General features: G+C 62.6%; 17 protein-coding genes and 2 pseudogenes. 5 read left to right on the plus strand and 14 right to left on the minus strand.

The features are described from left to right. Window positions 1-65 precede the first annotated feature (65 nt). Both AC07OP_RS12590 and AC07OP_RS12595 read right to left on the minus strand, forming a co-directional pair. On the minus strand, window positions 66-1,064 hold the full coding sequence (locus AC07OP_RS12590) for an NADP-dependent oxidoreductase (RefSeq protein ID WP_027606214.1): 999 nt from the start codon (window positions 1,062-1,064) through the stop codon (window positions 66-68). Between the two features lie 29 nt (window positions 1,065-1,093). Beyond that, the gene (locus tag AC07OP_RS12595; RefSeq protein ID WP_495101744.1) at window positions 1,094-1,882 is read right to left on the minus strand and encodes an SDR family NAD(P)-dependent oxidoreductase; all 789 of its coding nucleotides are present in this window, start codon (window positions 1,880-1,882) and stop codon (window positions 1,094-1,096) included. 178 nt (window positions 1,883-2,060) lie between these two features. On the opposite strand from AC07OP_RS12595, the gene AC07OP_RS12600 reads away from it, so the two are divergent. The 4 genes and pseudogenes from AC07OP_RS12600 to AC07OP_RS12615 form a co-directional block, all read left to right on the plus strand. Further along, on the plus strand, window positions 2,061-2,648 hold the full coding sequence (locus tag AC07OP_RS12600) for a TetR/AcrR family transcriptional regulator (RefSeq protein ID WP_495101743.1): 588 nt from the start codon (window positions 2,061-2,063) through the stop codon (window positions 2,646-2,648). Between the two features lie 116 nt (window positions 2,649-2,764). Further along, window positions 2,765-4,408 (plus strand): MFS transporter, encoded by a 1,644-nt coding sequence (locus tag AC07OP_RS12605; RefSeq protein WP_141606772.1) that lies wholly within the window; start codon window positions 2,765-2,767, stop codon window positions 4,406-4,408. Continuing rightward, on the plus strand, window positions 4,405-5,550 hold the full coding sequence (locus tag AC07OP_RS12610; RefSeq protein WP_495101742.1) for an HlyD family secretion protein: 1,146 nt from the start codon (window positions 4,405-4,407) through the stop codon (window positions 5,548-5,550). Before AC07OP_RS12605 ends, AC07OP_RS12610 begins: the two co-directional genes overlap by 4 nt. 2 nt (window positions 5,551-5,552) lie before the next feature. Further along, window positions 5,553-5,666: pseudogene (locus AC07OP_RS12615) on the plus strand (outer membrane lipoprotein carrier protein LolA); the annotation flags it as partial. Here AC07OP_RS12615 and AC07OP_RS12620 read toward each other — a convergent pair. From AC07OP_RS12620 to copC, 9 genes and pseudogenes are all read right to left on the minus strand, one after another. Beyond that, entirely contained in the window at window positions 5,662-6,519 is an 858-nt protein-coding gene (locus AC07OP_RS12620) for an aldose 1-epimerase (RefSeq protein ID WP_495101741.1), read from the minus strand. The pseudogene AC07OP_RS12615 and the gene AC07OP_RS12620 sit on opposite strands and share 5 nt — an antisense overlap. After that, complete coding sequence (locus AC07OP_RS12625; protein ID WP_027606219.1) at window positions 6,519-7,799, minus strand: TRAP transporter large permease; 1,281 nt, start codon at window positions 7,797-7,799, stop codon at window positions 6,519-6,521. Before AC07OP_RS12625 ends, AC07OP_RS12620 begins: the two co-directional genes overlap by 1 nt. A gap of 1 nt (window position 7,800) precedes the next feature. After that, the gene (locus AC07OP_RS12630) at window positions 7,801-8,328 is read right to left on the minus strand and encodes a TRAP transporter small permease (protein ID WP_115487080.1); all 528 of its coding nucleotides are present in this window, start codon (window positions 8,326-8,328) and stop codon (window positions 7,801-7,803) included. A gap of 66 nt (window positions 8,329-8,394) precedes the next feature. After that, entirely contained in the window at window positions 8,395-9,357 is a 963-nt protein-coding gene (locus AC07OP_RS12635) for a TRAP transporter substrate-binding protein (protein ID WP_053138521.1), read from the minus strand. Window positions 9,358-9,408: 51 nt separating this feature from the next. Further along, on the minus strand, window positions 9,409-10,284 hold the full coding sequence (locus tag AC07OP_RS12640) for an SMP-30/gluconolactonase/LRE family protein (RefSeq protein ID WP_141155442.1): 876 nt from the start codon (window positions 10,282-10,284) through the stop codon (window positions 9,409-9,411). Between the two features lie 30 nt (window positions 10,285-10,314). After that, window positions 10,315-11,133, minus strand: a complete 819-nt coding sequence (locus AC07OP_RS12645; RefSeq protein WP_495101740.1) for an NAD-dependent epimerase/dehydratase family protein — start codon at window positions 11,131-11,133, stop codon at window positions 10,315-10,317. A gap of 222 nt (window positions 11,134-11,355) precedes the next feature. Continuing rightward, a pseudogene (locus tag AC07OP_RS12650) lies at window positions 11,356-12,605 on the minus strand (OprD family porin). 191 nt (window positions 12,606-12,796) lie between these two features. Then, a complete protein-coding gene (copD, locus tag AC07OP_RS12655) occupies window positions 12,797-13,654 on the minus strand; it encodes a copper homeostasis membrane protein CopD (RefSeq protein ID WP_495101739.1) in 858 nt (285 codons plus the stop codon). 3 nt (window positions 13,655-13,657) lie between these two features. Then, entirely contained in the window at window positions 13,658-14,023 is a 366-nt protein-coding gene (gene copC, locus AC07OP_RS12660; protein ID WP_065940165.1) for a copper homeostasis periplasmic binding protein CopC, read from the minus strand. 115 nt (window positions 14,024-14,138) lie between these two features. Between copC and AC07OP_RS12665 the strand changes: the two genes are divergently transcribed. Further along, window positions 14,139-14,759 carry a TetR/AcrR family transcriptional regulator gene (locus AC07OP_RS12665; RefSeq protein WP_027606227.1) on the plus strand — a complete coding sequence of 207 codons (621 nt, stop codon included), beginning with the start codon at window positions 14,139-14,141 and terminating at the stop codon, window positions 14,757-14,759. A 59-nt stretch (window positions 14,760-14,818) separates the two neighbouring features. On the opposite strand, the gene preA is transcribed toward AC07OP_RS12665, so the two are convergent. The 3 genes from preA to hydA all read right to left on the minus strand — a co-directional run bounded on the left by preA (window position 14,819) and on the right by hydA (window position 19,056). Beyond that, window positions 14,819-16,093 (minus strand): NAD-dependent dihydropyrimidine dehydrogenase subunit PreA, encoded by a 1,275-nt coding sequence (preA, locus tag AC07OP_RS12670; RefSeq protein ID WP_065927011.1) that lies wholly within the window; start codon window positions 16,091-16,093, stop codon window positions 14,819-14,821. Continuing rightward, window positions 16,093-17,460, minus strand: a complete 1,368-nt coding sequence (locus AC07OP_RS12675) for an NAD(P)-dependent oxidoreductase (protein WP_495101738.1) — start codon at window positions 17,458-17,460, stop codon at window positions 16,093-16,095. Before AC07OP_RS12675 ends, preA begins: the two co-directional genes overlap by 1 nt. Window positions 17,461-17,616: 156 nt before the next feature. Beyond that, window positions 17,617-19,056, minus strand: coding sequence for a dihydropyrimidinase (gene hydA, locus AC07OP_RS12680; RefSeq protein WP_495101737.1), 1,440 nt, complete (start codon window positions 19,054-19,056; stop codon window positions 17,617-17,619). Window positions 19,057-19,088: the final 32 nt, after the last annotated feature.

Below are 19,088 nucleotides of genomic sequence, written 5' to 3' on the forward strand. Positions count from 1 at the left end.
GCGCTTCGCACCCCAACGCGGGACAAGTCTGCATCGCCATCAGCTTGAGCGTTGGGTGGGCTTAGTCATAGGACCTTGATCACCACCTTGCCCTTGGCTCTGCCCCGTTCGACGTAGCTCAAGGCCTCAGCCGTTGCCTCGAGAGGGAAGGTTCGGTCGATCACCGGTGTGATGGTGCCGGACTCGACGAGCGCGGTGATTTTCTGCAATTGCGCACCGCTCGCGCGCATGAACACGAACCCATAGTCGACGCCCTGCCTGCGGGCTTTTCTGCGTATGCCGCTGCTTAACAGGCGCATGATCCAACCGAGTCCCCAGGACAGCTTTTGCTCGCGTGCGAACTCGGCGGTCGGTGGTCCCGAGATGGAGATGAGTTGCCCACCCGGCTTGAGAATGCGCAGGGATTTTTCCAGTTCGGCGGGGCCGAGGCTGTTCAAGACGACGTCGTAGTCACGCAACAGGTTTTCGACGTTTTGCTGCGTGTAGTCGATGACCACGTCTGCTCCCAACGCCTTGACCCACTCCACGTTGGCGGTGCTGGTCGTGGTGGCAACGAAAGCCCCCAGGTGTTTTGCCAGCTGGATGGCAATGCTGCCGACACCACCGGAGCCCGCCTGGATAAAGACTTTTTGCCCCTTCTTCACGCGGGCTGTTTCAACCAGCACCTGCCAGGCGGTCAGTGCCACCAGGGGCAGGGCGGCGGCTTGTTCCATGCTGGTGTTGTTGGGCTTCAGTGCGAGGGCACTTTCCTCAATCGCGATCAGCTCGGCAAAGCCACCGATGCGCGCGTCGGGCGGGCGCGCGTAGACCTCGTCACCGGGCTTGAAGGTGCGCACGCCTGACCCTACGCGAACGACGACGCCGGCCAGGTCGTTGCCCATGATCAGCGGGAATGTGTAGGGCAGGATCAGTTTGAATTCACCCTTGCTGATCTTCGAATCCAGCTGGTTGACGCTGCTGGCATGTACCTTGACCAGTACGTCGTGGATGCCCGGTTCCGGGTCCGGGACCTCGGCAAGGCGTCCTTGATGCTTGCCGTAACGGTCGATCAGGAAGGCTTTCATCGTTCAGTTCCCATGGCTATACGTGACAATCACGCCTTGGCTTGATAGCGCTCGGCGACGACCGACTGGCGAATCTCTGACAGCAAACCCTGGCGGGCGGCTTGCAGGGCATCCCAGCGGGCGGCGTCTTGCAAGGGCGGAATGGTCACCGGCTCGCGACGATCAAAACCGACCAGCGCAGCATCGACCAACTCGTCCACGCTCATGATTTCGCTCAGGGTATTGATGTCGATGCCTGCGCGATCCCAGATTTCCGTGCGGGTGGCGGCTGGAAGAACGGCTTGCACGTAGACGCCTTTGGGCGAGAGTTCGAGGCTCAGCCCTTGGGATAGAAACAGCACGAACGCCTTGGTTGCACCGTAGACGCTCATGCCGAATTCCGGTGCCAGCCCCACCACCGAGCCAATGTTGATAATCGCGCCGTTACCGGCATGTACCAGGCGTGGCGCGATGGCGCTGGCGAGTCGTACCAGGGCGGTGGTGTTGAGCGCGACCAGGTTGGTAACGCTGTCGATGGATTGCTCGATGAAGCTGCCGGAGAGGGCGGCGCCCGCGTTGTTCACCAGGATGCCGATACTGGCGTCATCACGCAGGCGTGCTTCGACGCGGGCCAGGTCACCGGTCTGAGTCAGGTCGGCCTGGATCACGTCAATGGACACCGCGTGTTTCTCATGCAGCTGCGAGGCCAGTGCGTCCAGTCGGCCTTTATCGCGGGCAACCAGCACCAGGTTGTGCCCACGTTGGGCAAAACGCTCGGCGTAGGTCGCGCCAATGCCTGTGGAGGCGCCAGTGATCAGTACGGTTTCGGGAGTGCTCATAAATGGATGCTCTTGAGTGTTCAGGATGATCAGGTACGGCGATCGGCGCCACACAGCCGCAGGGATAGGTGCGGGTGGTTTTATGATGTCGATCATAATCAAAGCTGTCAATGGTTTTGATTATGACCGACATCAGAGTATGATCAGGTCATTGTTCAGGAGTCGTAAGGGCCGCGAAATGAAGATCACCAAGACGCAATCACTCGCCAACCGAGCTCATATTGTGGAGACGGCGTCAGAGCTGTTTCGTGAGCGTGGCTATGACGGTGTGGGTGTGGCAGAGCTTATGGCTACCGCGGGTTTTACCCAGGGAGGCTTCTACAAACACTTTGGCTCCAAGGCCGATCTGATGGCCGAAGCGGCCGAAAACAGCCTGGCCAAATCCCTGTCGAGTACCTGCGATCTCGACGTGCCGGGATTTGTCGACCTGTACGTGTCCAGGGATCACCGCGACGGCAGGGCAGCGGGGTGTACCCTGGCAGCCCTGTGCGGTGACGCCGCCCGCCAGCCCGGTGATCTGAAGGCGACCTTTGCCAGTGGCGTTGAAAATACGCTTGCAGCCCTTGGGGACAAGTACGCGCAGGCGGTGGATGTCACCAGGCAAGAGGCACGCGCGAAGATGATCGACCTGCTGGCCCATGCAATCGGTGCGGTCATGCTGTCGCGGGCGTGTCCGGATGACTCGCCGCTCGCGGATGAAATACTGGAAACCTGCCGCGCCGAGATCATCGCAGCATTGCCCTCGACTAAAGAAAGCGCCGTATGACTGATTGAATAGGCGCTGACCGACGCGCCCAAGATGGCAAGATGAACCCCGCTCAGGTTTACTACTCTGAGTAGTGGTTTTACCGACGTCACCCGTCGGCTCATCTAGGTCATCGAATGGACAAATACACCCCCCGCCCCTGGGAACCCCACGAGCGCCCGAGCCTGCCGGGCTCGCCGTCGACGCCGTTGCATCCGACGCACAAGCGCTGGCTGTTCGCGATGGTCGGCGTGCTGGTGGCAATCACCGGTGGCCTGGGCAACGCTCTGGTCATCGCCAACCTGCAATACCTGCAAGGCGCCCTCGGTGCGACCACCGCGGAAATGGCCTGGCTGCCCGCCGCTTATGTGATGACCAACGTGTGCATGAACCTGCTGCTGGTGAAGTTTCGCCAGCAATTCGGCCTGCGCGCGTTTACCGAGGTGTTCCTGGTGCTGTACGCGCTGGTGACCTTCGGCCACTTGTTCGTCAACGACCTCAACTCGGCCATCGCCGTACGGGCGGCCCATGGCATGGTGGGTGCGGCGCTGAGTTCGTTGGGCTTGTACTACATGATCCAGGCGTTCCCGGCCAAGTGGCGGTTGAAATCCCTGGTGCTGGGGCTGGGTACGGCGCAGTTGGCGTTGCCCCTGGCGCGGCTGTTCTCCGAGGACCTGCTGCAGATCGCCGAATGGCGCGGGCTTTACCTGTTCGAACTGGGCCTGGCGCTGATCTGCCTGGGTTGTGTATTCCTGCTCAAACTGCCCCCCGGCGACCGCTTCAAGACCTTTGAAAAACTCGACTTCGTCACCTTCGCCATTCTCGCCAGCGGTGTCGCGCTGCTGTGTGCGGTGCTGTCCCTGGGGCGTATCGACTGGTGGCTGGAAGCGCCGTGGATCGGCGTGGCCTCGGCCTGTTCCCTGGTGCTGATCATGGCCGGCCTGGCCATCGAGCATAACCGCGCCAACCCGATGCTGATGACCCGCTGGCTGGGCAGCGGCACCATGATCCGCCTGGCGTTGGCGGTGATCCTGATTCGCATGGTGCTGTCGGAGCAGTCCACCGGTGCGGTGGGGTTCATGCAGATGCTGAACATGAGCTACCAGCAGATGCATACGCTGTACGTGGTGATGCTGGCCGGCGCGATCAGCGGGCTGGCGGTCAGTGCGCTGACGATCAACCCGGCGCACCTGCTGATGCCGCTGGTGATTTCCCTGGCGCTGATGGCCACCGGCTCGGTGATGGACAGTTTCTCCAGCAACCTCACGCGTCCGCAGAACCTGTACATCAGTCAGTTCCTGCTAGGCTTCGGTGGCACCTTCTTCCTGGGGCCGACCATGGTGCTGGGGACCAAAAACGTGCTGGCCAACCCGCGTAACCTGGTGAGCTTTTCGGTGATGTTCGGGATCTGCCAGAACCTCGGCGGCCTGATCGGCGCGGCTTTGCTCGGGACCTTCCAGATCGTGCGCGAGAAGTATCATTCCAGCATGATTGTCGAGCATCTGACCTTGCTTGACCCGCGTGTGGCCGCGCGGGTGCAGAGCGGCGGCTCGGCCTATGGCGGTATCGTCGCCGACCCGGAACTGCGGAACCTCATGGGCATCCGCAGCCTGGCCACGGCGGCGACCCGCGAGGCCAATGTCATGGCCTACAACGATGTGTTCATGCTGATCGCGATTGTCGCGATCCTGACCATGATCTGGATCTTTATCCGCAGTCTGTGGCTGATGAGCACCACTAAAACAGCCACTCCCGTTCAACCCAGCGGCGCTACTTCATGACCGAACCGACCACCACGACCACCAACGCCATCGCCGCCACCCCGGAAGGCACCACGCCGCCCGGCGCCACGGTCACCGAGCCGCGCTCATTGCGCGTGCGCATTCTCTCGTCCCTGGGCTTTGCCGCGATTGCCATCGTCGGCGTGCTGATCGTGCTGTATGCCTGGCAATTGCCGCCGTTCAGCAGCGCGGTGGAAACCACCGAGAACGCCCTGGTGCGCGGCCAGGTGACCATCATCGGCCCGCAGCTCAGCGGCTATGTGTTCGAGGTGCCGGTGCAGGACTTCCAGTACGTCAAGGCCGGCGACCTGCTGGTGCGCCTGGATGACCGCATCTACAAGCAGCGCCTCGACCAGGCCCTGGCGCAACTGGCGGTGCAGAAGGCCGCGCTGGCCAATGTGGTGCAGCAACGCAACAGTGCCGAAGCCACCATCAAGCTGCGCCAGGCCGCCCTGGTGGACAGCCAGGCCCAGGCGCGCAAAAGCACCGCCGACCTGCGCCGCAACGAAGCGCTGATCAGCGACGGTTCGGTGTCCCGGCGCGAGCTGGACGTGACCCGCGCCGCCAATGCCCAGACCATCGCCGCCGTGGCCCAGGCCCAGGCCAGCCTGGAAATCGCGCGGCAGGATTTGCAGACGGTGATCGTCAATCGCGGCTCCCTGGAAGCGGCGGTGGCCAGTGCCGAGGCGGCGGTGGAGCTGGCGCGGATCGACCTGTCCAACACCCGCATTACCGCGCCCCGTGACGGGCAGCTGGGGCAGATTGGTGTGCGCCTGGGGGCCTACGTCAACTCCGGCGCGCAGTTGATGGCGCTGGTGCCGAAGCAGCTGTGGGTGATCGCCAACATGAAGGAAACCCAGATGGACAATGTGCAGGTCGGCCAGCCGGTGACCTTCACCGTGGATGCGCTGAACCACCGCAGGTTTCACGGCACGGTGCAGCATATCTCCCCGGCCACGGGTTCGGAGTTCAGCCTGCTGCAGGCGGACAACGCGACGGGCAACTTTGTGAAGATTGCCCAGCGCGTGCCGGTCAGGATTACCGTGGACCCGGATCAGGCTGAGAGCGAGCGGTTGCGGCCGGGGTTGTCGGTGGTGGTGAGTATCGATACCGCCGGCCGCCTCAAAAACTCCCCACCTTGAGCATGGCGCTGATCCCCGTAGGAGCGAGCTTGCTCGCGAAGATCGTCAACGATAACGCGGGGCGCCTGATGCCCCGCGTTGCCCTGAGGTTCTTCGCGAGCAAGCTCGCTCCTACAGGGGGGTGTATTTCAGGTTGAAATTGAGTTGGACCGACTGATTCTGTTCCAGCAGTTTCAGCCCCGGCCGTCCCGCCAGGTGATGAGCATTCACCGGATGGCTCACCGGCTCGATGCAAAAGAACCCCAGCCCCGGCGGGCAGTACAGCAGGAAGTAATCGGCCCCGCTGGCCTGGCATTCCAGCGCATAGCCCAGGTCCGGCTGTTCGATCCGGCAATAGCCGTCCCACTGGCAAAAACCGTTGTCCACCAAGCCTTCGGGCAGGAGCTTCAATGCCTGGAAGTCCCACTCGCCCGGCACCGGCGCCAACCCCGTCGGCAGCTTGGATGCGTCACTCATCCACACCTGTGCGGCCCTGGCCTGCAACCGGGTACCCGGCCGGCGCGGAAAGTACGGATGCAAGCCCAGGCCATGCCATGCGGCTGTTTCGGCCAGATGGGTCACCCGCAGTTCAATACTCAACGCTCCTTCGCTCAAGCGAATCCGCTGCTCGGCGCGATAGGCAAACGGCGTCTCGCACAGCACCTCCAGCACCACTTCATCCGCCGTGTGGCTGACCACCTGCCACGCCTGTTGCCAGGCCGAGCCATGGATCGGCAGCGGATCGGTGAGGCTGTTGGGCGTGAGCGCGAGCCAGCCGTCGGGGTTGTCGAAACCGCCGTGGGCAATACGGTTGGACCAGGGCACCAATGGATAGCACCCCAGCTTGCCCGGCAAACCGGTATGGATCGCCTGCTCATCGTTATGGCGCAACAACGGCTGGCCGGTGGCGCGCACCGTCCAGTTGACGAGGCTGCCGCCCACGGCCGGATTCACGGTGAGGTGGGTCAGGTTATCTTCGAGTTCAATCATCACAGCACCACGCTCGGCAGCCACAACGACAGCGCCGGAATGTACGTCACCGCCATCAGCACCAGGAACAGCACGGCATAAAACGGCAGCAGCGCCTTCACGGTCTTCTCGATACTCACCTTGCCCACCGCCGCCCCCACGAACAGCACCGCACCCACCGGCGGGGTGATCAGGCCGATGCCGAGGTTGACCAGCATGATCATGCCGAAGTGCACCGGGTCGACGCCGATACCCAGCACCACCGGCAGCAGGATCGGCGTGAGAATCAGGATCAGCGGTGCCATGTCCATCACCGTGCCGAGCAACAGCAGCATGGCGTTGATGCACATCAGGATCACGTAGCGGTTGTCCGACAGGGTCAGGAACAGCGTGGTGATCTTCGCCGGGATCTGCATCAGGGTCATGATGTAGCCGAAGCTGGCCGCGAAGGCGATCAGGATCATCACGATGGAAATGGTGCGCACCGTGCGGTGCATCAGCTTGGGCAGCTCGCTCCATTTGTAGTCGCGGTAGATGAACATGGTCACGAAGAACGCCCACAGCACGGCAATCGCGGCGGACTCGGTGGCGGTGAAGATGCCCGACAGGATGCCGCCGAGGATGATCACCATGGCCATCAGGCCCCAGAGCGCGTCGGCGCAGATTTTCAGCGCCTGCTTGAGCGGGATCACTTCGCCCTTGGGGTAGTTGCGTTTTTTCGCGAAGATCAGGCACAGCACCATCAGGCACGCGCTCATCAGCAAGCCGGGTACCACGCCGGCCATGAACAGCGAGGCGATGGACACCGTGCCGCCTGCCGCCAGGGAGTAGAGCACCGAGTTATGGCTGGGCGGGGTCAGCAGCGCCTGCACCGAACCGCTGACGGTGACGGCGGTGGCAAATTCCCGTGGGTAGCCACGGCGCTCCATTTCCGGGATCAGCACCGAGCCCACCGAGGCGGTGTCGGCCACCGACGAGCCGGAGATGGCGCCAAAAAACGTCGAGGCCATGATGTTCACCAGCGACAGGCCACCGCGCACAAACCCCACCAGCACTCCGGCAAACGCCACCAGCCGGCGCGACATGCCGCCCTCGGCCATGATCGCCCCCGCCAGCACGAAGAACGGAATCGCCATCAGCGAAAACTTGTTCACCCCGCCTGCCACCTGAATCATCAGGGCCTGGAACGGGATGTCGATCCACCATGCGCCAATCAGCGCCGACAGCCCCAGGGCGTAGGCCACCGGCATGCCGATCAGGATCAAGGCGATAAAGCTGCCCAGCAGAATCAATGCGTCCATATCAGGCAGCCCCTTCGCTTTCTTCCACCAGGTCGAAGCGCACCACGCGTCGGTTGCTCTGGTCTCCGAGCAGGAGTTTTTCCACCACGAAGATCAGGGTCAGCAGCCCGCCAATCGGGATCGGCATATAGGTGATGCCCACGCGCAGGGTCGGGATGGCGCTCATGAACTGGTTCCAGGTGGACAGGCACAGCTTGGTGCCCCAGATCGCCATGAACAGGCAGATGGTGCCCATCAACAGTTGCGAAAGGATGCCGACGAGGCGGCGCTGGGCGGGCGGCAGGCGGTCCGTGACCATGGCCACCGACATATGCGCACCGGCGCGGTAGCTGGCGGCGGCACCGATAAAGGTAAACACCAGCATCAGCAGGATGGCGGTGGGCTCCGGCCAGCTGGAGCCGGTGCCGAGGACGTAGCGGGCGAAGATGCCCCAGGGAATGATCAGCGCGACGCCGAGAACCGAAAGGCCGGCGACCCAGATGCAGGTCATGTAGATGCGGTCGTTGATGCGCAGCAGTAGATTCTTCATGGCGTTCACCGTAACCGGGCGCGTCGGTGCAGACCGCGCCGGGCCTTTTGCGAGAGGCAGGGGAGGTTATTGAACGGCGTCGATGCGCGCGATGATGTCGGCGTAAGGCGCGCCGTACTTGGCGCGAACCGCTGCGGTGGCGTCATAGAAGGGCTTTTTGTCGACGGTGATGAACTCGACGCCGGCCTTTTTGAGTTTTTCCTCACTGCTGGCGGACTTGGCATCCCACAGCGCGCGCTCATCAGCCTGGGCGGCCTTGGCGGCGTTTTTGACCATGACCTGTTGCGCTGGGGTGAGCTTGTTCCAGGTGATTTTCGACATCACGATGGGCTCGGGCAGGATCAGGTGCTCGGTGAGGGTGTAGTACTTGGCGTTCTGGAAATGATTGTGTTCCAGCAGGGTCGGCGGGTTGTTCTCCGCGCCGTCGATCACCCCCGTCTGCAAGGCGCTGAAGATCTCGCCGGTGTCCATGGCAATGCCGTTGGCGCCCATCGCGTTGAATGCATCGATGAACAGCGGGTTGCCTTGCACGCGGATCTTCATGCCCTTGAGGTCTTCGATCTTGCGCACCGGCTTCTTGGTGTAGAGGTTGCGTGTGCCGCCGTCCATCCAGGCCAGGGCCACCAGGCCGAACTCGGAGTCGGTGATCTTGGCGAGGATTTCATCGCCGATCTCGCCATCGATGACCTTGCGCATGTGTGCCTGGTCGCGGAACACGAACGGCAGGTTGAACACGTTCACGTCCGGCACCACCGGCCCGACGATGCCGAGGCTGACGCGGGTCATTTGCACGGCGCCGACCTGGGCCTGTTCGACCACTTCCTTCTCGGAGCCCAGCACGCCGCCGGGGAAATACTTGAAGGTCAGTTCGCCGTTGCTTTCCTTGGTCAGGGCCTTGCCCATGTTTTCTTCGGCGACGACGGTAGGGTAGCCGGCGGGGTGGATGTCGGCGAATTTGATTTCCAGCGCATGGGCGGCGCTGCTGAGGGTAAAGACTGCGGCGGCGAGCAAGGTGCGTTTGAAGTCCATGGGAGGTCACTCCTGTGTTGTTATTGTTGTATTCAAGGCACAGCGATGCAGCTAGAGGATGAAACGGGGCTCCGGCAATCCGGTGACGCCGGGGTTGAGGGCGAACACGCCACCGGACACTGACTGGGCACTCTGGTCGTCACGGATCGAGGTGACGAACAGGGTGTCCAGGCGGCTGCCGCCGAAGGCGCACATAGTGGGTTTTTTCACCGGCACGCTCAGGGAGCGGTCCAGGCGTCCGTCGGGGGTGAAGCGGTGGATCAGGCCGGCGTCGTTGGCGCAGATCCAGTAGCAGCCATCGGCGTCCACGGCGGCGCCGTCGGGGCGGCCGAGGAAGTTGTGCATGTCGACGAACACGCGACGGTTGGACGGCGTGCCGGTGTCGATGTCGTAGTCGAAGGCCCAGATCTGCTGGACCAGCGGGTGCGAATCCGAGGCATACATCGTGCGACCATCGGGGCTGAAGGCCAGGCCGTTGAGGGTGATAAAACCGTCCAGCTGGGCGTGGGGGGCCGAACCCGATGCATAGCGATAGAGGATGCCTTCGGCCGCATTCGCGCCCATGTTCAGCACCATGCTGCCGGCCCAGAAACGCCCCTGGCGATCGCAACGGCCGTCGTTCAGGCGCATGTCCGGACGTGGGTGCTCGACGCCGGCCAACGGCGCGGTATCGAGGCTGCCGTCGTTGTGCGGCGTGAGTTGGAAGAAGCCGGTTTCCATCCCGGCGACCCAGTTGCCCGCCGTGGTGCGGGCAATGCAGGCGAGCATCTGCGGGGCTTTCCAGGCGGCAACGTGGCCGCTGGCGGCGCTCCATTTTTGCAGGCCGCCGTTGGGGATATCCACCCAGTACAGGGCGTTTTCCTCGGGCACCCACACCGGGCATTCGCCCACGGCATTGCGGGCGTCGACAATCAATTCAGCAGTCATGGCCACTCATTCCCTTGGGTTGGTGTGAACTCAGTCACCGAACGGCCCGGCGGCGCAGAACGCCCCACCCTGATAGACCTTGGCCGGGTCATCGGCGGCCACCGGTGGCTGGGCTTCGACCTGGGCACGGAAGACTTCGGAGCTGTCTTTCGGGGCGTAGCCCAGGTGCGCGGCGTAGCGGTTGTCCCACCAGGTGTCGAGGTTATCCGACATGCCGTAGACCACGGTGTGACCGACATTCGGCGTATACAGCGCGCGTTCGAGCAGTTGGGTCAGGTCGTCGAAGCTCAGCCAGGTGTGCATCATCCGGCGGTTCTGCGGCTCGGGGAACGAGGAGCCGATACGGATGCTCACGGTCTCGATGCCGTAGCGGTCGAAGTAGAAACTCGCCATGTCTTCACCGTAGGACTTGGACAGGCCGTAGTAGCTGTCGGGACGGCGTGGGGAGCGGGCGTCGAGTTGTTCGCCCTGCTTGTGGAAGCCGATCACATGGTTGGAGCTGGCGAAGACCACGCGCTTGACCCCATGGCGGCGCGCGGCTTCGTAGATATGGAAGGTACCGCTGATATTGGCGCCGAGGATTTCTTCAAACGGACGCTCCACCGATACACCGCCGAAGTGCAGGATGGCGTCGACGCCTTCCACCAGGTGGTGCACCGCTTGTTTGTCGGCGAGGTCGCAGGGCTGGACTTCTTCCAAGGCATCCACCGGCGGGGCCATGCTGGCGATGTCCGACAGGCGCAGCACCTGGGTGTAGGGACGCAGGCGTTCGCGCAGGACTTTGCCGAGGCCACCGGCGGCACCGGTGAGCAGCAGGCGGTTGAAGGGAGCGGGGGTGGTCGTGGTCATGGGGATTCCAAATTTTTGTTGTAGGTTGTCGTATGACTATGCCGAAGTATTGTTAGGGATCCCCCAGGTTGTCAACGTTCTTGCGGACAGAGTGCGGAGCAAAATGTGGGAGAGGGCTTGCCCTCGATGAGGGCATGCCAGTGAATGCATCTGTTACTGACCCACCGCCATCGGGAGCAAGCCCCTCCCACAGGGGATTTTCTGGGGCTGGGAGACTAGGTTCTACAGCAGGGAGAGTGGATAGCTGATAAAGATCCGGTTTTCGTCGAACTCGTTGTTGCTGAAATCCCGACGCATGGTGGAATTCCGCCACTTAACGTTGAGGTTCTTCAACGCACCGCTCTGCACGGTGTAGGCCAGTTCCGATTCGCGCCCCCATTCCTTGCCATCGGTGATCGCCCCGGTATGTACGTTACTGCCGCTGATATAGCGGTTCATCAGGGTCAGCCCCGGCACGCCGAGTACCACGAAGTTGAAGTCATGCCGCACCTGCCAGGATTTTTCCTTGGCGTTGTCGTAGCTGGCGTTGTAGCTGTCGTTGGCCAGGGTGCCGCCACTGGTGCCGTTGACACGCATCCACACGCTGTCGCCGGTGAGTTTTTGCAGGCCCACGTAGAAGGTGTTGCCGCCGTATTTGGCCGAGAGCAGGGCGAACGTGGTTTTGTTGTCGAGGTCGCCGGCCAGGGCGCTGCCGTCTTCCTTGCCGTTGAAGAAACCGAGGTTTGCCCCCAGGGTCCAGTCGCCTACGGGCTGGCTGTGGGTCAGGTTGAAGTACTGCTGCTGGTAGATATCGGTCAACTCGGCGTACCACACACCGACCTGGGTGCGCTTGTCGTTGAAGGTGTATTCGCCGCCGCCGAAGTTGAAGCGATCGGAGGTGAACGCCGCTTTGCCGTTCATGAACATGTCTTCCATGCTCGCGTCGTTGCGCGGGCTGTTGCCGCGAAACTGGCCGCCGTAGAGGGTCAGGCCGGCGATTTCGCTGGACGTCACCTGGCCGCCGCGAAAGGTCTGGGGCAGCGAGCGGCCATCGTCGGAGCGCAGGATCGGCAGCACCGGCATCCATTCGCCGACCTTCAATTCGGTCTTCGACAGCCTGGTTTTCAGCGCCACGCCCAGGCGCCCGAAGTTGTCGGCGGGGCGTCCGTCATCGTGGATCGGCAACAGTTGGGTACCGCCGGTGCCTTTGCCGCCATCGAGCTTCTGGGAATACAGCCCCAGCACATCGATGCCGAACCCCACGGTGCCCTGGGTGAAGCCGGACTTGGCGTCGAAAATAAAACTCTGCGTCCACTCTTCGGCCTTGCCCTGGGGATTGCTCGGGTTGGTGAAGTTGCGGTTGAAGTAGGCGTTGCGCAGGTTGAGCGTGGCCTTGGCGTCGTCGACGAAACCGTCGGCGTGGGCGAGAGGGGCAGGGTAAACAGGCCGATAACACTGAGACGCGCGGACGAATTGCGGGCGAATGGACTCACAGTGACGCTCCCTTTCATTTGTTGTTTTTATTATTTGTTATACGTCGTCGTACAACATTGGAGCGGATATTTGCGGGGTTTTCGTGGGGTGTCAAGCAGAAGTTATACGATGACTAGGTGAGGGTTGATCCAGAGCGCACAGGGTCAATGTGGGAGGGGCGGTGCAACGATTCGACTTGCCCCTTCCACATTCAGCCCGCCAGGACCATCGGCGGCAAAGTGCCAAGGAGTGAAACGGCCGCGACTGCACAAACACCGAGCAGCCATTCCAGCATCACGCTGGCCTTCAAGCTGCCCAACCGCTGTTCGCCGCTATCCAGGCGCAACCGGTTCAACAATGCCAGGGCCAACATGCCCAGCACCAGCATCACCTTGATCAACAGAATCAGGGCAAAACCACTGAACAACGGCGTGGGCCACAGCTGCCCGGTAAGTACGCGCACATTGATCAGGCCGGTCACCAGCAGGCCGCTGACCAGGCCATAACCCACGCCGCTGAAACGACGCAGGACAGGCGCCAGCTCAACACGGTGTGACTGCCTGAGGATCAATACCAGCAGCAGTAACCCACCCAGCCATGCGCCGACGCATATCAGGTGCACCACCTGGTTGAGGATCAACAACTGCCCGCTCAGCCCATCGAGCATGGCGCCATGGCCGACCGGGGCGAGGGTCATCAGCAGCAGTGTGAGCAATGGTAGGCGCGGGGTTTTCCACGGGGTTATCAGGGCGATGACCAGCAAGCCATTGACGATCAGGTGCCAGGTCCACACCTGGCCAAAAAAGGTCTTGCCCAACACCAACTGCACGGTCGACAGTTCCAGTGCCGCCGGCCATGAACCGGCCATGCTGGCGGTAATCAACCCCAGCCAGATCAGCCCCGACGCGAGGGCCGTCCATGCCAGCCCACGGGTGATGCGCAGCAATTGCCGGTCCAGCACCGGCTGCGGTTCAGCGCCGAGGAGCCAGGGCCTGAATACACTGGCCCCGAACATCAACAGCACGACGATGAAATGCACGAACCGGCACAGCACCAGCAGCGTTGCCATGGGTTATTGGCCGACCTTGAAGCTGTATTCACCGTTGCTCTTGTGGGTGTCCACCGACACCGCATTCCACACCACCTTGTAGGTGCCCGCCGCAAGTGGGGCGGCCGGTGTCACCACCAGGGTTTTCTTGTCGGCGTCCGGGGTTTCCAGGCCTTTGATAGCGATTTCGGTGCCGTCCTTGCTCAAGGAGACTTTGGTGAAGGTGGCTTCGACGCCTTCGCTGAAGGTCAGGCGCAGGTCTTTGGGCGCGGTGACGCTGCTGTCTGCCGCAGGCGTGGCGCTTTTGAGATGAGCATGGGCAAATGCTGCGGAGGCACCCAGCAGGGAGGCGAGCAGGGCGACAGTGGTCAGGGTTTTCTTGATCAACATGGTGCAATACCCATCAATGGTTAGGAGCGGGCAGTGTACGAAGTTTCGACTGCGCCTGTCGCCCCGATCTAGAGCGGTGGTAGTCTTTGGGGCATGTCTTTGTCAGGGAGCCCTTATGGGCAATCACAAGAGCGGAATTCGTCGGGTCAACGTCGAGAAAATCCTGCTGGCGGCGGAGAAAATCTTCGCCGAAAAGGGCTACGGCAGCACCGCCATGGCCGATATCGCCGAAGAAGTGCAACTGCCGCGCTCCAACCTGCATTACTACTTCACCACCAAGAGCGAGCTGTACAGCGCGGTGCTGTTCGACCTGCTGGAAGTGTGGAAGCAGGACGCCCTCAGCTTCGAGACCTTCGATGACCCCCGGGTGGTGCTCAGCAGTTACATCCGCGCCAAGATGCAACGCTCGCGCACGCGGCCCTATGGTTCCAAGGTCTGGGCCAACGAGATCATCCACGGCGCGCCGACACTCGGTGAGGCCCTGGATGAGAGCCTGTACGACTGGGCCAAGATGAAGGAAGCGAAAATTCGCCAGTGGGTGGAAGACAAGCGCATCCTGCCGGTGGAGCCGTCGAGCCTGCTGTACATGATCTGGGCGTCGACCCAGCACTATGCCGATTTTGATCACCAGGTGAAGATTTTGAATGATCACCAGCCGTTGTCGGATATGCAGTTCGAGAAGGCGATCCAGACGGTGACCAGTGTGATTTTGCGCGGGATTGGGTTGGAGCCTTGAGTGTTGTGGTGGGCTGAGGGCCGCTATCGGGGGCAAACCCCCGATAGCGGCCTGCAGGCCTACACCGCTTCCCGGTACGGATTCCTCGGATCCTGCGTCCAATTCAAAAACGGCTTGCCCGTGTCGATCGGCACCATCTCGATGCAATCCGCCACCGGGCAGGTGATCTGGCACAGGTTGCAGCCCACGCACTCGTCATCGATCACTTCGTATTTATGCGTGCCGTCCGCCTGTTTCAGACTGGCGATGGCCTGGTGCGAGGTGTCCTCACAGGCAATATGGCAACGCCCGCAGCCAATGCACGCCGCCTGGTCGATCCTGGCGATCACCTGGTAGTTGATGTCCAGGTACTTCCAGTCCGTGGTGTTGCCCACCGCACGCCCGGAAAATTCTTGCAGGCTGGTGTAGCCCTGGCTGTCCATCCACCGCGACAGCCCATCCTTCATCTCTTCCACGATGCGAAAACCATGCAGCATCGCCGCCGTGCACACCTGCACCGCGCCGCAACCGAGGGCGACGAATTCCGCGGCGTCGCGCCAGTTGCCGATGCCGCCGATCCCGCAGATCGGCAAGCCCTGGGTCTGCGGGTCGCGGGCGATTTCGGCAACCATGTTCAGGGCAATCGGCTTGACCGCCGAACCGCAGTATCCGCCGTGGGTGCTCTGGGTGCCGACCATCGGCAGGGCGACCATGCGTTCCAGGTCCACGCTGGTGATGGAGTTGATGGTGTTGATCAGCGACACCGCGTCCGCACCGCCGCGATACGCCGCCCGCGCCGCCACGCGGATGTCGGTGATATTCGGCGTGAGCTTGACGATCACCGGCAGCGAGCAATAGGTCTTGCACCAGCGCGTCACCTGTTCCACGTACTCCGGAACCTGGCCCACCGCCGCGCCCATGCCGCGTTCGGGCATGCCGTGGGGGCAGCCGAAGTTCAGCTCGATACCGTCGCAGCCGGTGGCTTCCACCAGGGGCAGGATGTTTTTCCAGGACTCCTCCACGCAGGGCACCATCAGCGACACGATCAGCGCGCGGTCGGGCCAATCCTTTTTGACCTGGGTGATTTCCCGCAGGTTGATCTCCAGGGAACGGTCGGTGATCAATTCGATATTGTTGATGCCCAGCACTTCACGGTTGGCGCCGTAGTGCGCCGAGTAGCGCGATGACACATTTACCGCTGCCGGGTCTTCACCCAGGGTCTTCCATACCACGCCGCCCCAGCCCGCTTCAAACGCACGCACCACGTTGTAGGCCTTGTCGGTGGGCGGCGCGGAGGCCAGCCAGAACGGGTTGGGGGCCTTGATACCGGCAAACACAATCGAGAGATCGGCCATTACGCAGCCTCCACATTCAGCATGAGTTGGGCGTGCATGGCTTCGGCGGCCAGCTTGCCGTGTTGCACCGCCTGCACGGTGAGGTCCTGGCCGAGGCTGACGCAGTCACCACCGGCGTAGACCCCAGGGACGCTGGTGCGCAGCTGTTCGTCGACGAAGATACGCTCGCCGACGCGATGCAGCTGTTGCGCCAGGGGATCGTGCAAGGCGTCGTTGTCGAAGCCCTGGCCGATGGCCTTGAAGATGGCATCGGCGGCCAGTTCGAAGGTTTCTCCGGTGGATTGCAGGCGGCCGTTTTCCAGGCGGGTGCGGGCGAAGCGCATGCCGCGTACGTGGCCCTGGTCGTCGAGCAGGACTGCTTCGGGTTGGGCCCAGGTCAGCAGGCGCACCTGATTGGCCTTGGCGATGTCCTGCTCATGCTGGGTGGCGCCCATGTCGGCCAGGCCACGGCGGTAGACGAGGTTCACATCACGGGCACCGAGCCGGGCCATTTGCACAGCCATGTCGATGGCGGTATTGCCGGCGCCGAGCACGATGCAGCGGTCGGCCAGGGGCAGTTGGCTCAGGTCATCGGCCTGGCGCAGTTCGCGGATATAGTCGGTGGCGGCGAGCAGGCCGGGTGCGTCCTCATGGGGTAAGCCGAGTTGCTTGCTGGCCGCCAGGCCCAGGCCGAGGAACACCGAATCGAATTGCTGGTGCAGTTCGCTCAGGGTGAGGTTGTCGCCCAGGCGCTGGCCATGGCGGATTTCGATGCCGCCGATCTGCAGGAGGAAATCCAGTTCCTTCTGGGCGAAGTCGTCGACCAGCTTGTACTTGGCGATCCCGTATTCATTCAGGCCACCGGCCTTTTCCCGCGCTTCGAAGATCACCACGTCGTGCCCGTGCAGTGCGGCACGATGGGCGCAGGCCAGCCCTGCGGGACCTGCGCCGACCACGGCGATGCGTTTGCCGGTGGGGGCGGCACGCTGGAACGGGTGTTCGCTGAAGTGGGCGTTATCGATGGCGTAGCGTTGCAACAGACCGATCAGCACCGGCGCGCATTCTTCGGCGTTGTTACGCACGCAGGCTTGCTGGCAGAGGATCTCCGTCGGGCAGACCCGCGCGCAGCTGCCGCCAAGGATGTTGGCCGAGAGGATTTTCTGCGCGGCGCCCTGGACGTTGTCGGTGTGGATATTGCGGATGAACGACGGGATGTCGATTTCGCTGGGGCATGCGTTCACGCAAGGGGCGTCGTAGCAATACAGGCAGCGCGAGGCTTCCAGTTGGGCCTGGCGCGCGTTGAGCGGCGGCGCCAGGTCGGTGAAATGGCTGGCGAGGGTGGCGCCGTCTTCATGGGGATGGGGGAGGTGGGTCAGGGTCTGGATCACGGTGTGGGCCTCACGGTTTTTTTGGATTGCCTCTAAGTGGGCATTTTTGTTGCCTGTACTGGCCTCATCGGGGGCAAGCCCCCTCCCACATTCGACCGAGTTGTATCTGAATGAATGCGGTCAAGTGTGGGAGGGGGCTTGCCCCCGATAGCGGTCTCAGCGCTTCACAGCAACCGGCCTGGAATGCTCCGCCCGCTTGCTCAACTGCTCGAACACCGACGGATACGCCGGCCGTTCCACATAGCGCCCGGCGCCACGTTCGGCGCGCAGGTCGCCATCGGCCCAGACCAGCTTGCCCTGGCTGATGGTGTGGCTCGGCACGCCGCGCACGGTCTTGCCTTCGAAGATGTTGAAGTCCACCTTCTGATGGTGAGTCTTGGCGGAAATGGTCCGCGTGCCTTCGGGATCCCACAGCACCAGGTCGGCATCCGCACCCACGCGGATCGCGCCTTTGCGCGGGTAGAGGTTGAAGATCTTCGCGGTGTTGGTGGAGGTCAGCGCGACGAATTCCTGCATCGACAGGCGTCCGCTGTTGACCCCTTCGTGCCACAGCAGCGCCATGCGGTCTTCGATACCGGCGGTGCCGTTGGGGATCTTGCTGAAGTCGTCACGCCCGACGGCTTTTTGCTCGGCGCAGAAGCAGCAGTGGTCGGTGGCGGTGGTGTGCAGGTTGCCGGATTGCAGGCCATGCCACAGCGCTTCCTGATTCCCGCGCGGGCGGAACGGCGGGCTCATCACATAGCCGGCGGCGGTTTGCCAGTCGGGGTGCTGGTAGACGCTGTCGTCCAGCAGCAGGTGGCCGGCGAGCACTTCGCCGTAGACCGCCTGGCCCTTGCCCCGGGCGTAGGTGATTTCATCCAGCGCTTCCCGGGTGGACACGTGCACCAGGTACAGCGGCGTGCCGATGGTCTCGGCGATACGGATAGCGCGGCTGGCCGCTTCGCCTTCCACCTGGGACGGGCGCGACAGCGGGTGCGCTTCCGGCCCGGTGATGCCCTGGGCCATCAGCTTGCGTTGCAGGTGGTACACCAGCTCGCCGTTTTCCGCATGCACGGTGGGTACGGCGCCGAGTTCCAGGCAGCGTTCGAAGCTGGCCACCAGGGTGTCGTCGGCCGCCATGATCGCGTTCTTGTAGGCCATGAAATGCTTGAAGCTGTTGATGCCGTGGTGGCTGACCAGCTCGGCCATTTCCTCGCGCACCTGCTCGCTCCACCAGGTGATCGCCACGTGGAAGCCGTAGTCGGCCGCGGATTTTTCCGCCCAGCCCCGCCACTGATGGAACGCTTCCATCAACGATTGCTGCGGGTTGGGAATCACGAAGTCGATAATCGACGTGGTGCCTCCGGCCAGACCCGCCGCCGTGCCGCTGAAAAAATCTTCACTGGCCACCGTGCCCATGAAGGGCAGTTGCATATGGGTATGGGGGTCGATGCCGCCGGGCATCAAATATTGGCCGCTGCCGTCGAGTTGTTCAGTGCCGGCGGGGATATCCAGGTCCGTGCCAATGGCGCGAATCAGACCGCCTGCGCATAAAACATCGGCGCGGTAACTTTCATCATGGGTAATAACGGTGGCGCCACGGATCAACAGCGACATGTCGAGTTCCTCACAGGCTTGACCGGCTTGTG

The sequence above is a fragment of the Pseudomonas sp. GW821-FHT09D08 genome, assembly GCF_059416305.1.